This is a genomic window from Streptomyces sp. NPDC050674 (assembly GCF_040654575.1).
GTDB lineage: Bacteria > Actinomycetota > Actinomycetes > Streptomycetales > Streptomycetaceae > Streptomyces.
Genome location: NZ_JBFAIG010000006.1, coordinates 1 through 12,777, shown reverse-complemented (window position 1 = coordinate 12,777; position 12,777 = coordinate 1). Strand labels below are relative to the sequence as shown.

At 75.9% G+C, this 12,777-nt stretch carries 10 protein-coding genes; 2 read left to right on the top strand and 8 right to left on the bottom strand.

From position 1 onward, the window contains the following. Window positions 1-43: 43 nt before the first annotated feature. On the bottom strand, window positions 44-751 hold the full coding sequence (locus AB0I06_RS12110) for an ANTAR domain-containing protein (RefSeq protein ID WP_363118658.1): 708 nt from the start codon (window positions 749-751) through the stop codon (window positions 44-46). Between the two features lie 206 nt (window positions 752-957). On the opposite strand from AB0I06_RS12110, the gene AB0I06_RS12105 reads away from it, so the two are divergent. Further along, window positions 958-1,296, top strand: a complete 339-nt coding sequence (locus AB0I06_RS12105; RefSeq protein ID WP_363118657.1) for an STAS domain-containing protein — start codon at window positions 958-960, stop codon at window positions 1,294-1,296. Beyond that, a complete protein-coding gene (locus tag AB0I06_RS12100; RefSeq protein WP_363118656.1) occupies window positions 1,293-2,246 on the top strand; it encodes an anti-sigma factor RsbA family regulatory protein in 954 nt (317 codons plus the stop codon). Before AB0I06_RS12105 ends, AB0I06_RS12100 begins: the two co-directional genes overlap by 4 nt. 15 nt (window positions 2,247-2,261) lie before the next feature. On the opposite strand, the gene AB0I06_RS12095 is transcribed toward AB0I06_RS12100, so the two are convergent. The 7 genes from AB0I06_RS12095 to AB0I06_RS12065 form a co-directional block, all read right to left on the bottom strand. Next, complete coding sequence (locus AB0I06_RS12095) at window positions 2,262-3,299, bottom strand: rod shape-determining protein (RefSeq protein WP_363118655.1); 1,038 nt, start codon at window positions 3,297-3,299, stop codon at window positions 2,262-2,264. Between the two features lie 170 nt (window positions 3,300-3,469). Next, window positions 3,470-6,703: an SAV_2336 N-terminal domain-related protein gene (locus AB0I06_RS12090; RefSeq protein WP_363118654.1), complete on the bottom strand. Its 3,234-nt coding sequence runs from the start codon at window positions 6,701-6,703 to the stop codon at window positions 3,470-3,472. Further along, a complete protein-coding gene (locus AB0I06_RS12085) occupies window positions 6,693-7,700 on the bottom strand; it encodes a MoxR family ATPase (RefSeq protein ID WP_363118653.1) in 1,008 nt (335 codons plus the stop codon). Before AB0I06_RS12085 ends, AB0I06_RS12090 begins: the two co-directional genes overlap by 11 nt. 64 nt (window positions 7,701-7,764) lie before the next feature. Further along, on the bottom strand, window positions 7,765-9,453 hold the full coding sequence (locus tag AB0I06_RS12080; protein WP_363118652.1) for a trypsin-like peptidase domain-containing protein: 1,689 nt from the start codon (window positions 9,451-9,453) through the stop codon (window positions 7,765-7,767). Next, window positions 9,450-9,788 (bottom strand): CU044_2847 family protein, encoded by a 339-nt coding sequence (locus AB0I06_RS12075; RefSeq protein WP_363118651.1) that lies wholly within the window; start codon window positions 9,786-9,788, stop codon window positions 9,450-9,452. The genes AB0I06_RS12080 and AB0I06_RS12075 overlap by 4 nt, the downstream gene beginning before the upstream one ends. 80 nt (window positions 9,789-9,868) lie before the next feature. Then, complete coding sequence (locus tag AB0I06_RS12070; protein WP_363118650.1) at window positions 9,869-11,209, bottom strand: carboxyl transferase domain-containing protein; 1,341 nt, start codon at window positions 11,207-11,209, stop codon at window positions 9,869-9,871. Continuing rightward, a complete protein-coding gene (locus AB0I06_RS12065; protein WP_363118649.1) occupies window positions 11,202-12,647 on the bottom strand; it encodes an acyl-CoA synthetase in 1,446 nt (481 codons plus the stop codon). Before AB0I06_RS12065 ends, AB0I06_RS12070 begins: the two co-directional genes overlap by 8 nt. Window positions 12,648-12,777: the final 130 nt, after the last annotated feature.

The window sequence follows — 12,777 nt, the reverse complement described above, 5'->3', positions numbered from 1 at the left end:
GCCTCCCGCGCGAAACCGGACGCCCCGGGCCCCGCGGCACCGCTCAGTCCCGGCGGCGCCTCGCGACCGCCCGCCGCAACGCCGTGCACAGTTCGGCCGACGGCGGCGGGCCGTCCGCCTCCGCGCTCGCGGTCACCGCCGCGGCGACGTCCCGCAGCTTCGTGTTCGACAGCTGCGACGCCTCGCGCAGGATGTGCCACGCCTCGTCGGATGTGCAGCCGTGGGTGGCCATGAGGATGCCCCGGGCCTGGTCGATGACCGGGCGGGAGGCGATGGCCTGGCGGAGCTGCTCGACCTCCTCCTGGAGCACGTGCAGGCGCTCCGCGCGTTCCAGCGCGACCGCCGAGGTGGCCGGGGCGGCCGGGGTGGCCGGCGTCGCGGCGGAGACGGCCCCGGCGGCGTCCAGGTTGGTCAGCGGATCGGTCGTGTCCAGGCCGGCCAGCTCCAGGATCCGGCGCGGCTGGCCGTTCCAGTTGGTCGCCGTCACCGTCCGGAACCGCCGCCTGCCGTGGTCGGCGAGCACGTCCAGGAACTGCAGCCCGGCCGTGTCCATGAAGTGCACGCCCCCCATGTCCAGATCGACCCGGGTGACCGTGGCCGGCAGGTCGGCCAGGGTTCTGCCCAGGACGTCCGCGCAACCGTGGACGAGCTCGCCCCGCGGGGTGAGCTCGGCGCGGTCCGCGTCGACGCGGCCGGAGATGACCAGGGTGTCCAGCCCTCCTGTGAGATGTGGTGATGCCGCTGAGGTCATGTCACCGCCTTGTCGGTCCTCGTCGGTCGTGTTCGTCTGGCCGGACTGCACGACGTCACTCGCCCCCGTGGACGTCGGTGTGAGGTTCGCCTGCCCTGGGGACGGCGTAGTACACACTGTTCGGGGGAATGAGCCTCTCCCGTACGGGTACGAGCGCTGTGATCCGGAAGAAACGTGGGGAGAGGGGCGTGAACACGAGACGGCAGATGTCGGCGTCCGGCCCTCCCGGGCCCGTGCCGGGCCTGGCGGTGTTCCCGCTGGCCGGCCGGCAGGGTGTCAGGGCGGCGGGTGAGGTCGGCCTGACGACGCGTGCGATCTGGGAAGGCGTGCTGGAGCAGGCTGTTCGCGAGGATGAGGACGTGTACTACCTCGAGCTGTCCGACGTGACGTTCGTCGATGTCGCGGGCGCCGGTGCGCTCGCGGCCGCCGCCGGACAGCTCCGGGACGGCCGGCGGTTCGTCGTCCGCCGGCCGCCGCCGGCCCTGCGGCGAACGCTGGACCTGCTGTGGCCCGGCCATACCGGAATCGAGGTGTCGACGACATGACGACCGCCGTGACCGAGCCCTTCGGCCCCCTGGCCCCCTTCGCCCACCCGGCGCTCTTCTACCGGGACGAGCAGGAGTACCTCGACGGCACCCTGCCCTTCGTGCGCGCCGGCCTGGAGGCGGACGAGCCGGTCGCCGTCGCCGTGCCCGGCAAGAACCTCACCCTGATCAGGGACGCGCTGGGGGACGCCGCCGGCTCCGTCCGGCTCCTGGACATGCGCGAGGCCGGACGCAACCCGGGGCGGATCATCCCCGGAGTGCTGCGCGCCTTCGCCGACGCCCAGCCCGCCGGCCGCCGGGTGCGGATCATCGGCGAGCCCATCTGGGCGGGGCGCTCCGCGTCCGAGTACCCGGCCTGCGCCCAGCACGAGGCCCTCATCAACGCCGCCTTCCAGGGCCGTACGGCGACGATCATGTGCCCGTACGACGTGGTGCGGCTGCCCGAGCACATGGTCGCCGACGCGTACGCCACCCACCCCACCGTCATCCACCCCGGTTCCCCCACGGAGCAGGACAGCGACGCCTTCGCCCCCGAGGACGTCGTCAACCGCTACAACGAGCCGCTCGCGCCCGTGCAGGAGGCGCTGACGTTCGATTTCGACTCCGACTCACTCTCCCAGGCCCGGCACGTGGCCGTCGGGGAGGGCGCGCGGCTGGGGCTCGCGGGCGTGAAGCTGGAGGACCTGGCCCTGGCCACGGCCGAGCTCGCCACCAACAGCGTGGTGCACGGCGGTGGCAGGGGTGTGCTGCGCCTGTGGGCCGAGGACGGGTACGTGGTGTGCGAGGTCCGCGACGAGGGACGGCTCGCGGACGTCCTGGCCGGACGCCGGCCCGTGCCCCGCGACCAGCGCGGCGGGCGCGGGATCCTGCTGGTCAATCTGATCGCCGACCTGGTGCGGGTGCACCGCGGCGACAGCGGGACGACCGTGCGCTGCTGGTTCGCCCGCTGACCGGCGGCCGACGGCTCAGGAGTGCAGCGGGTCCAGCGCCAGCGGCGCGATCCTGCCCTCCAGCATCGCCCCGAGCCCCTGCACCGCGCACACGTCCGGGCGCTCGGCGATGTGCACCGGCATGCCCGTCGCCTCCCGCAGCATCTGGTCCAGGCCCGGCAGCAGGGCGCTGCCGCCGACCATCATGATCCCCCGGTCGGCGAGGTCGGCGACCAGGTCGGGCGGGCAGGCCCGCAGCACCTTGCCGATGCCGTCGAGGATCGCGGTCAGCGGCGTCTGGATGGCGTCCCGAACCGCGGCGGTGTCGACCTGGACGGAGCGGGCCAGGCCGGTGGCGACGTCCCGGCCGTGGATCTCCGTGGACGCCGGGCCCTGCGGGGTGAGGCCGTTGCCGGACAGGGCCAGCTGCAACGGCCGCACCGACTGGCTGGGCAGCATCAGCTCGTGCTGGTGCCGCAGGTGCTGCACGATCGCCTGGTCGACGGCCTCGCCGCCCACCGGGATGCGCTCGGCGGTAACGATCGCCCCGAGCGACAGCACGGCCACCTGGGTGGCCGCCGCCCCGCACACCATGATCATCGTGGCCTCGGGCTGCTCGACGGGCAGTCCGCAGCCCACGGCCGCGGCGATGAGCGTGTCGACCAGCTCCACGCGACGGGCTCCCAGGCCGACGAGCGTCTCGATCGCGGCGCGCTGGGCCAGCGGGTCGGCGTCGTGCGGGGTGCAGGCCGCCGCGCGCAGGATCGGCTTGCGGCGCAGCGCGCGGCGCATCTTGTCGCCGAGCAGGTGCCGCAGCATGCGCTGCGCCATCTCGATGTCGACGACGGTGCCGCCGGAGACCGGCCTGACCACCCGGATGTAGCCCGGTGTGCGGCCCGTCATCTTCTCCGCGAGTTCACCCACCGCGATCAGCGCGCCGGTGCGGGTGTTCACGGCGGCGGCGGACGGCTGGTCGACGACGAGACCGGCGCCCTTGACGTAGACGCGCGTGCGGGCCGCCCCGAGGTCGACGGCGAAGTGGCAGCGGCGCAACTGCTCCAGACTGGCGGTCATGGCAGGTCCTCCCGAGAGCACAGACCGTGGGGGGCCGCCAGGTGGCGGGCCTCGCAGACGTGGGGCCGCCGGGACGGCGGGCCTCTTTCGCATCGTGCGCGGCAGGGGACCCGGCCGCCTTTCGTGGGGGGCCGGGCGGGGCGCCGCCGAACGGGGGGTTCGGCGCCCGGTCACAGGGACCGCGCGGCCTCCAGCAGGGGCGCCAGGGAGGTCACCGTGGACTCGCAGCCGGCCTCGCGCAGCCGCCGGTCGTTCGTGGTGTTCCGGGCGAGGCCGACGAAGCGCAGCCCGGCCCGCTGGGCGGCGGCGAGCTCGGCGACCGTGGAGCCGATCACCAGGCCCGTGGCGGCGGTCCCCTCGCAGGAGTCCAGGGCGCGCACCATGCAGTCCGGGTGCGGGGTGAGCAGCGCCAGGTCCCCGGCCCGCCCGTGGACGCCGGCCAGGGGCAGCGCCCCGTAGGGCCGCAGATAGCGGGGCACGGCCTCGGCGCAGGCGTCCGTGACGACACAGACGCGGCGGCCGGAGGCGTGCAGGGCGCGCACCAGCGCCGCGGAGTTGTGGGTCGCCGGGGCGTGCGGCACCGCCTGGAGTTCGAGTGCGTCCAGACGTTCCCGCAGCAGGGGCCCGAGCGGGTCCCGGGCGAAGGCCCGGAGCACGTCCAGCGGATGGGTGAACGTCTCCCGCACCGTGCCGGGCAGGGCGTGCCGCGGGTCTCGGTGCTCGTCGACCAGGGCGAGCAGGTCCGTCACGGCCTCGCGCGCCGCGCCGCCCGGGAACAGGCGGGCCAGCGGGCCGTCGAATCCGAGCAGGACCGTCTCGGTCTCGCGCAGGAGCTGCGGCAGCGGGCGCCGCACGGGCGCGCTGCCCGGCGGTCCGGGCAGGTCGGCGCCCTCCGGGCCCAGCAGCACCGACGCCGTCACCGACAGCCCGGGCACCGGCCAGCGGCGCAGCCCGGCGTTGACCGCGCGCTGTGCCGCGCCCGCCCGGCGCGGCGGATGCCGGCGGGTGATCCGGGCCGCCTCCTCCAGCAGGTGGTCGAGCAGGGCCTCGGACACCCGGCCGATCTCGGCGCGCACGAAGGCGACCGGGTCCTCCACGTGCCAGGACAGTTCGACCGCGGCGGTGAAGGCGCTCTTGCCGGAACCGGGCAGGGAGACCTGGTGGTGGGCCTGGTGGGTGGTGAGGTCCACCTCGTAGTACGTCACGAGCCGCGGCGGCCGGCCGTCGTGCGGCCGGGCCGGGTCGAGGAGGGTGAGCGGGCCGTCGGGCCGGGTGTGCACGACGGCCGTGCGGCCCGGGACCGGTATGCCGAGCCGGCGCAGGTCACGGGTGATGAAGGGGCCCTGCACCAGGTCGCGGGCCTCGGGCTGCGGGGTCGTCTCGGGGGACAGCGGGCAGTGCCAGGCGACGGGCGGGGTGTCCGTGGCGCCGTCCCGGTAGAGCGGCTGGAAACGCTGGGGGCCCTGGGCGGCCGAGCTGGCGGCGAACTGCTCGTAGACGGCCGGGGAGACGATCACCTGGATCGCCGCGGGCCCGCGGGGCGGCTCGGGAGGCGGGGTGGGCAGGTCCCAGAAGGTGACGGTCAGCGGCGGCGGGTCCACCAGCCCGGTGAGCACGTCGGGCAGACCGCGCAGGACCGCGACCAGGACGGGGAGGAGGTAGGTGCCGGGCCGGGTGTGGACGTCGTAGCCGTTGCCGCGGACGCGGACGTCGAACCGGTGGGGGGCGAGTGCGCCGCGGGAGAGCATCTCGTGCACCGCGTACTCGAGGGTGATGCGGGCCTCGGGGTGGCCGGTCAGGTCGTCGGCCTCGAAGAGGATCACGGGGGCCGCGGCCCCGGGCCGTGGATCCGCCCCGCCCAGCCGCCGCACGGTCTCCTCGCTGACGGTCGCGAACGCCGGGCCCGCCTCGCCCTCGCCGTCGCCCGTCTCGGCCCGGAACTCCCCGGCGGCCAGGCCCGCGCGCTCGTCGATCAGCCCCCCGACCCGGTCGAGGAACTCCCGCGTCCGGCCGCGGGCCGTGCGGGGCAGGGAGCGCAGCAGCAGCTCCCGTACTCCGGGCCGGAAGGCGTAGGAGCCGGGTGGGCCGGGGACGGAGGTGAGCATGCCGCTGAGGATCACCTCGGCCAGGTGCTGGGGGCGTGGGTCGCGCTCCAGGGTGCGCTGGACGAGGCGCATCACCGGAACCGAGGGGACCGCCAGCGCCAGGTGCCCGGCGAGCCGGAAGGCCTCCGGGGACGCGGTCGCGCGAAAGCGCAGGACCAGGTCCTCGGGGGAGGAGGCGGCGAGGTCGGGGACGGGCTCGGCGGGGGGCGCGGGAGCGGGCGGCAGCCAGGCCACCGCACCCGGTGTGCGGGCACCGCCCGGATCGGCGAGCAGGGCCGCCCAGTGGGCCAGCCAGGGGGCGCCCGGCTCCAGGACCGGCAGCGGGAGGGCCGCCGGGCCGGGTGGCGGTGCGGCGTCGTACGGGGTGAACGCCAGGGTGGCGGAGGGGGCCGCCGTGGACGGGGACGTCAGCAGACCGGGCTCGGCGGGCAGCGCCGTGGTGGCCCACAGGTGTTCGGGGAGGGGCTGGACCACGGCGAGCGGCATGCGACGGGCCCAGTGCCGCAGGGTACGGTACCAGCGCTCGCCCGCCTCGCCGGGACGCCACTGCGGGCCCATGCAGTCGCTGACGACGAGGGTGGCCGTGCGGCCGTCGTCGAGGACGGGGACTTGGCGGGCCCGCCCGTCGGGCGTGGCCGGGTGCAGGGTGACCGCGCGGAAGATGCCCGACTGGGCGAGCGCCGTGTGCAGTTCGCTCACCAGGGGCCGCCAGACCGGCATGGTGGGGCCGGTGTCGTGCACGAGGTTCAGGCGCAGCCAGCGGTCGGGCGCCGGGCGCAGCACGGGGAACCACACGTCCGGGTGGGCGCCCAGCCGCGCGATCCGGTCGGCCGTGGCCCGTTCGTCGAGCAGGCGCAGCCGCGCGGAGGGCACCTTGCGCTGGAGCGGACGCAGGGCCCGCTGGAGCGCGAGGGGGTGGGGGAGCATCGGGGGCGCGGGGGCGAGCAGGGGCGAGCCGCCGCCGGAGTGCCGCGGGTGGTCGGGGGAGCGCGGGGCGGGGAGGCGGAGAGGGACACGGCCGGAGGCGGCCGTGGCGGCCCGGGCCGGGGGCTCGGCGGTCCGCGGTGGGGCGGGGGCGGCGGGGGCCCGCTCCTGCGGGGCGGGCGCGTCTCCTCCGGCAGCCGGGGCTGCGGACGCCGGGGGCGGGGCGGCCCCGTGCTCCCCCGGGGGCTGCTCCAGCCGAGCTGCCAGCCAGAGCAGTTCGGCGATCTCCCGGGGCGTCGGCGCGGCGCCCGCCGCCGCGAGCGCCGCCGCCAGCCGGGCGACCGGGGGCGGCCCGGAACCGGCCTCAGAAGCCATCGCCGTCGGCCGTCGCGCTGAGGTAGGGCATCAACTGCTCGGCGAGGTCGTCGCGGGACTCGGCGTCCAGGCCCGCGACTCCGGTGAGGTAGAGGGCGTTCAGCAACTGGTCGGTGGCCAGTTCGCCGCCGGAGGCCCGCTCCAGGAAGCGGGTGATCAGGCGGTCCGCCTCACCGTCGGGCGTGTCGAGGTGGGCCCGGACGATGTGGGTGAGCTGGTCCCGGTCGGGGCGGCGCAGCTTCAGCCGGACACAGCGGCGCAGGAAGGCGGGCGGGAACTCGCGCTCGCCGTTGCTGGTCAGCACGACGAACGGAAAGGCCCGGCAGCGGACCCGGCCGCGCCGGACGGTGACCGGGGTGTCCGTGCCGTCGGCGAGGACCTCGGCCGCGCCGTCGTCGGAGTGCCGGGCGGCGCGGACCAGTTCCGGGATCTCGTACTGGCCCTCCTCCAGGACGTTCAGCAGGTCGTTCGGCAGGTCGAGGTCGCTCTTGTCGATCTCGTCGACGAGCAGCGCCCGGGGCCGCTCGTAGGGGAGCAGTGCCGTGCCGAGGGGGCCGAGACGCAGGTGGTCCTCGACCTCGCCGGACCTGTCCCGCCCCTCCCTGGCCGCGTACAGCCGGGACAGCGGGTCGTACTGGTAGAGGCCGTCGGCGAGCGAGCTGCGGCTGGTGATGTTCCAGCGCAGCACCGGGCCGAGCCGCAGTTCGCGCGCCACCGCGTAGGCCAGGGAGGACTTGCCGGTACCGGGCGGGCCGGTGACGAGCAGCGGGCGGCGCAGGCACAGCGCGGCGTTGACGAGCCGGACACTCTCCTCGGTGGCGACGTACGACTTCGCCCGGTGCACGCGGTCGGGGGAGACGGCCGTCGCGTCGTCGCCGTCGTGCGGCGGCGGCAGGGCGGGCCCGCCGTCGAAGGCACGCCAGGGCGGCGGGGCGGGCAGGTGGTCGATGCCGTCGTGCGGCTCGTCGCGGCCGGTGTAGACGGACCAGTGCGGCATGGAAAGGGGTCTCCGCTCTCCGTTTTCGTGCGGGTGTCTCTCGGGTGTGTCGCGTGCGCGCGGGTCAGGCCACCGGCGACCTCGGGTGCGTGGCGGCGAGGGCGTGCGGGTCGGTGAAGAGCCGCGGGTCGTCCCAGAGCAGCTGGATGCCACGGGCCCAGTGGTCCTCCTCCGCGTGCGCCTCCTCGCGCAACGCCAGGACCTGGCGCGGGAGTTCGGCCGGCGGCACGGCCAGGACACAGGCGTCGAGCGCGTCGAGGAACGCCTTGCCGGTGCAGCCGTCCGTCCCGGCGCACTCCTCCTGCCCGGAGCCGCAGCCGCCGCGCGACCACATGATCACCGGGGCCGGGGCGGCGAGCGAGACGTCGAAGTGGGGCCGGGTGCGCGAGGCGGCCGGGGCGGTGCCGAACCCGGCCAGGCAGGCGTCGCGCTGCCGCAGCCGCAACCGCAGCCGCCCGGGCTCCTCCGATCCGCCGCACTCCACCCGGTGCATCCGCGCGCCCGGCCAGGAGTCCAGGCGCTTCCACGCCCGGGTCAGCACATGCCGGGTGCTGGCCTTGCGGCGGGTGTGGTCGGTGACGACCAGCGGATAGACGCAGCCGAGCGGGGTGTCGTCGTCCGGGGCGCTCTCCCAGCGGTCGACCGGCCAGTCCAGCCAGTCCCTCGGCAGCGCGAACGCCACCAGCTCGTCCGTGCCGGGGGTCAGATGGCGGAACGCCGCCTCGATGCCGTCCCGCACGTAGGCGTGCAGCCGGTGCCGCTCGACCGTGCCGGAGTCCACCGGGTGCCGCCGCCCCTCGCTGTAGGCGGACACCTCCACCCGGACCAGCCCGTCGCCCGCTCCGCTGTGTCCGAGCTCGACGAGGATCGGCGACCAGTCGGGCACCGACGGCTCCTCGGCCGGTGCGTGCAGCAGGGCCTGGAGCCGGTCGGCGAACCGGGCGACGGTCCGCGCGGCGCCCGGTCCGTCGAGTTCGCACAGCACGAACAGGGCCGCCGACCACAGCGAGCCGAACCCCTCCTCGGGCGGCGGGGGATCGAACGGGTCGGCCGCCGCCGTGTACAGCCGCACCGGGTCGCAGTCGACACCGGCGCGGGCCGCCTTCTCGACCAGGGCGCGCAGCCGGGCCCGGTCGGCGCCGGTGTGCTCGGAGGTGGGGACGAGGCCCTCCAGGCCCGGCCAGTAGCGGGCCATCACCTGGGTGGGCATCATCCGGCCGGTGCGCACCTCCCGGCTGCCGGAGTCCGCCGTGACCATGCCGACGACCTCGCCGGTGTCGGCCAGGGTGACGGCCGCCCCGCTGAAACCGGGAGCCAGGGGCTGGCCGCCCTGGTGCCAGGACTCCAGCTGGAGCCACTCCCGTCGGATCAACTGGGGTGCGGTGACGCGGTATTCGGCGAGGGTGCCCTCGTCGAAGCCGTCCGGGAAGCCGTACACGACGAGTTTGCGGGCCGGTGTGCCGTGCGCCGCGTCGGCCGGGGCCAGGGCGGCCGGGGCGAACGGCATCTCCCGGTCCAGCTCCAGCACGGCCAGGTCGCCGGGGTCGGTGACTCCGCCGCTCCAGCCGCCGTGGGCGACGACCCGGGCGGGGACCGGCGGGGTGCCGGGCCGCTCCGTGAAGGACACGGTCAGGTCCGCGCCGTCGCCCACGACATGAGCACACGTCAGCACGGTGTCCGGGGCGACCAGGAAACCCGCTCCGGTCACCCGGCCCCGTAACTCGATACGGGCGTGCCACTCGGCGCTGTTCATGAGGCGGAGCTCGCCCCAGGGGCGTCCGGGGACCAGGTCAGCTTGACCACCAGGTGGCCCTCTGCGGTGCCCTTGGCGATGAACGCGCCCGTCTCGGCGGCCAGTTTCACACCGAACTCGATCTCCACGCCGTCGGGCCGCAGCGAGCCGTCCCGGAAGACGCGCAGCGCCGACTCGGCCGCTGCCCGCACCCCGTCCAGGGCGCCCTCGAAGGTGTGGGCCGCCCGGACCGCGCCCTCGCCGCGGGAGACCAGACGGGAACCGGACCGCTCCTCCACGGCCTCGACCGCCACCACCGCCCCGTCACCGGTTCTGAACTCGACCAACCCGTCCACGACACCCCCGTCGTCCGATTGCGCTGGGCGGCTCCATTGTGACGGAAGGTGCGAGTTCGGCGCAGGGGCATGCGCCCGGCTCACCCGCCGACCGTCCCCCGGATCACCCCCAGTTCCACCAAGTCCTGCGGGCGGATGCGGAGTCCGTCCGCCGTCGCCTCCACCTCGCGCGGCGGACGCTTGAGGATGGCCGCCGCGAGCTCCGGCGCGATCACCGAGAAGTAACTGTCGGGTGTGGCCCAGGTGTTGCCGGGCGCGGCCAGGGCCAGTGCGCCACCGGAGCCGCCCTCGCCGATGACCAGCGTGGTCACCGGGGTGCGGGCGCTCGCCACCGCGCCGAACAGGTCGGCGATCGCCGCGCCCGCGCCCTGCCGCTCCGCCTCCGCGTCGTTGGCGGCGCCCGGGGTGTCCACGAGGGTCAGCACCGGGATGCCGAGCCGGTCCGCGAGACGGATCAGCCGGGCGGCGGTGCGGTAACCGGCCGGGCGGGTCGCGGTCCCGGTCTGCGCGGCGTAGGCGACCGTACGGCCCTCGTGCGTGCCGAAGCCGCACAACATGCCCTCCGGGTCGGTGCCGCCGCAGCGGTCGCCGCTGATCGCGACCCGGTCGGTGAAGTAGGCGTCCAAGTAGGCCGCGGCGCGCGGCCGCTGCGGGGAACGGGCCCGCCGGACGGCGTCCCAGCCCGTGGCGGGCAGCACCGCGGCCTCGCCGAGCGGCCCGGGCGGCGGGGCGGGCGTGGTCGACGGGCAGGTCAGCAGCCGCAGCCACCGCCCGAGCGTCTCGCGCAGCTCCCTGGGCCCCACGACCGCGTCCGCCGACCCCGCCGCGACCTGCGCCTCCGCCGTGTACGCCGCCGGGTCCGCGTCCGCCGGGCGCACCCGGGAGCCGGCGAAACCGACCTGGGCACCGGGCAGCGCGAGCACCACGTCGGCGCCCGCGCCCAGAGTGGCCCAGCCGCCCCCGGTGGTCGGGTCGCGCAGGACGGCGATCTGGGCGAGACCGGCCTCCCGCGTGAGCGCCGACTGGCGTGCCACCCGCTGGAGTTGGGTCAGCGCGAGCATGCCCTCCTGCATCCGGCTGCCGCCCGTCGCCACCAGCGGCACCACCGGGAAGCGGCGGTCACGGGCATACGCGTACGCCGCCTCCAGCCGGTCGCCGGTGCGCTGCCCGAGCGAACCGCCGAGGAAACCGAACTCGAACGCGATCAGCACGGCCCGGGTGCCGCCGACGCGGGCGGTGCCGCACACCACGGACTCCTGCTCGCCGGTGCGTTCGGCGGCCCGGGCCCGGGAGTCGTCGTAGCCCGGCCACCCGAGCGGGCCGTCCGGGAGCGATCGCCTTACGGGGGACGGGAGTTCGGCGAAGGTGGCGTCGTCGGCGAGGGCGGTGACGATCTCGCGGGCGGTCAGGCGCTCAGCCATGGGCCAGCGCCCGCTTCATGATCTTGCCCATGTCGTTGCGGGGCAGCGCGTCGAGGTGGTGCACGACCCGGGGCCGCTTGTGCGGCGCCAGCCGCCGCGCCACATGGTCCGCCAGCTCCTCCAGCGGGGGCGGTGACTGGGGATCGGCCGACACGATCCACGCCACGATCCGCTCGCCCAGATCGGCGTCCGGCTCCCCGGTGACGGCCGCCTCCCGCACCCCGGGATGTTCCAGCAGCGCGTTCTCGATCTCACCGGCCCCGATCTTGTAACCGCCGCTCTTGATCAGGTCGGTGGCCTTGCGGCCGACGATCCGGACGTAGCCGTCGGGGTCGCGCACCGCCATGTCACCGGTGCGGAAGAAACCGTCGGCGGTGAAGGCGGCGGCGGTGGCGTCCGGCCGGTTGAGGTACCCGGTGAACAGGTTCGGCCCGCGCACCTGGATCTCGCCCACCGTCTCCCCGTCGTACGCGGCGATCTCGGAACCGTCCTCCTCGACCAGCCGCAGCTCCACGCCCGGCAGCGGCACGCCCACCGTGCCCGGGCGGGCCTCGCCGTCGGCTCGGACGCTGGTGTTCATCAGCGTCTCCGTCATGCCGTACCGCTCGATCACCCGGCGTCCGGTCGCGGTCGCGATCCGGCCGTGGTCGTGCACCGGCAGCGCGGCCGAACCGGACACCAGCAGCCGCGCCCCGGTCAGCGCCTTCACCAGCTCCGGGTCGCTCGTCACGGCTTCCGCGATGCGGTGGTACATCGTCGGCACGCCGAACAGCATGGTCGCCCCGCCGTTCAGCTCGCGGGCCACGCCCTGGGTGCTGAAGCGGCCCAGGTGCCGGACGGACCCGCCGCGCCGCAGCGGGCCGAGGGTGCCGAGGACCAGCCCGTGCACATGGAACAGGGGCAGTCCGTGGACGAGGACGTCCTCGCCGGTCCACCGCCAGGCGTCGGCCAGGGCGTCGAGGGTGGCCGCGAGTGCCCGGCGCGGGATGACGGCGCCCTTGGGCGGGCCGGTGGTGCCCGAGGTGTAGACGATCAGGGCCGGATCCTCGTCCGCGGCGCGCTCCCGGGGGGCCGGGCCGGTGGCGTGCACGTCGACGTCCACGCGGGTGAGGTCCCGCAGTGCCGCGGGCAGTTGGTCGTCGGGGGCCGTGAGCACCAGCCCGGGCGCGCTGTCGGACAGGATGTGCCCGAGCTCCTTCTCCCCGGACTTCGGGTTGAGCGGCACGGCCGGCACACCGGCCAGCAGCGCGGCGACGACCGCCACGGCCGTCTCCAGCGTGGGCGTCGCCCAGACGGCGACCCGGCCGGCCTCGCCGAACCGGCCCGTCAGGGCCCCGGCCGCGGCGGCGAGCTGAGCGTAGGTCAGGGAGCGCTCACCGAACCGGAGGGCGGGGCGGTCGGCCGGGTCGTCGGTCAGGGCCGGGAAGAGGGGGGTCACGCGTCACGTCTCCTTGGCTGCTGCGGGCGGTCGTCGTCGCTGGGCGGCGGGTGGTCCTCCCCGGCCGGGGAGCGTGGCCGGCCCGGGCGGCGGCGACGCCCCCGGCGCGGCCCCGCCAGGAGGACACGGC

Excerpts from the sequence above, each read along its gene's own strand:
- AB0I06_RS12095 (WP_363118655.1), bottom strand. The coding sequence starts at position 3,299 with ATGACCGCCAGTCTGGAGCAGTTGCGCCGCTGCCACTTCGCCGTCGAC.
- AB0I06_RS12100 (WP_363118656.1), top strand. The coding sequence starts at position 1,293 with ATGACGACCGCCGTGACCGAGCCCTTCGGCCCCCTGGCCCCCTTCGCC.
- AB0I06_RS12070 (WP_363118650.1), bottom strand. The coding sequence starts at position 11,209 with ATGGCTGAGCGCCTGACCGCCCGCGAGATCGTCACCGCCCTCGCCGAC.
- AB0I06_RS12080 (WP_363118652.1), bottom strand. The coding sequence starts at position 9,453 with ATGAACAGCGCCGAGTGGCACGCCCGTATCGAGTTACGGGGCCGGGTG.
- AB0I06_RS12085 (WP_363118653.1), bottom strand. The coding sequence starts at position 7,700 with ATGCCGCACTGGTCCGTCTACACCGGCCGCGACGAGCCGCACGACGGC.
- AB0I06_RS12105 (WP_363118657.1), top strand. The coding sequence starts at position 958 with ATGTCGGCGTCCGGCCCTCCCGGGCCCGTGCCGGGCCTGGCGGTGTTC.
- AB0I06_RS12110 (WP_363118658.1), bottom strand. The coding sequence starts at position 751 with ATGACCTCAGCGGCATCACCACATCTCACAGGAGGGCTGGACACCCTG.
- AB0I06_RS12090 (WP_363118654.1), bottom strand. The coding sequence starts at position 6,703 with ATGGCTTCTGAGGCCGGTTCCGGGCCGCCCCCGGTCGCCCGGCTGGCG.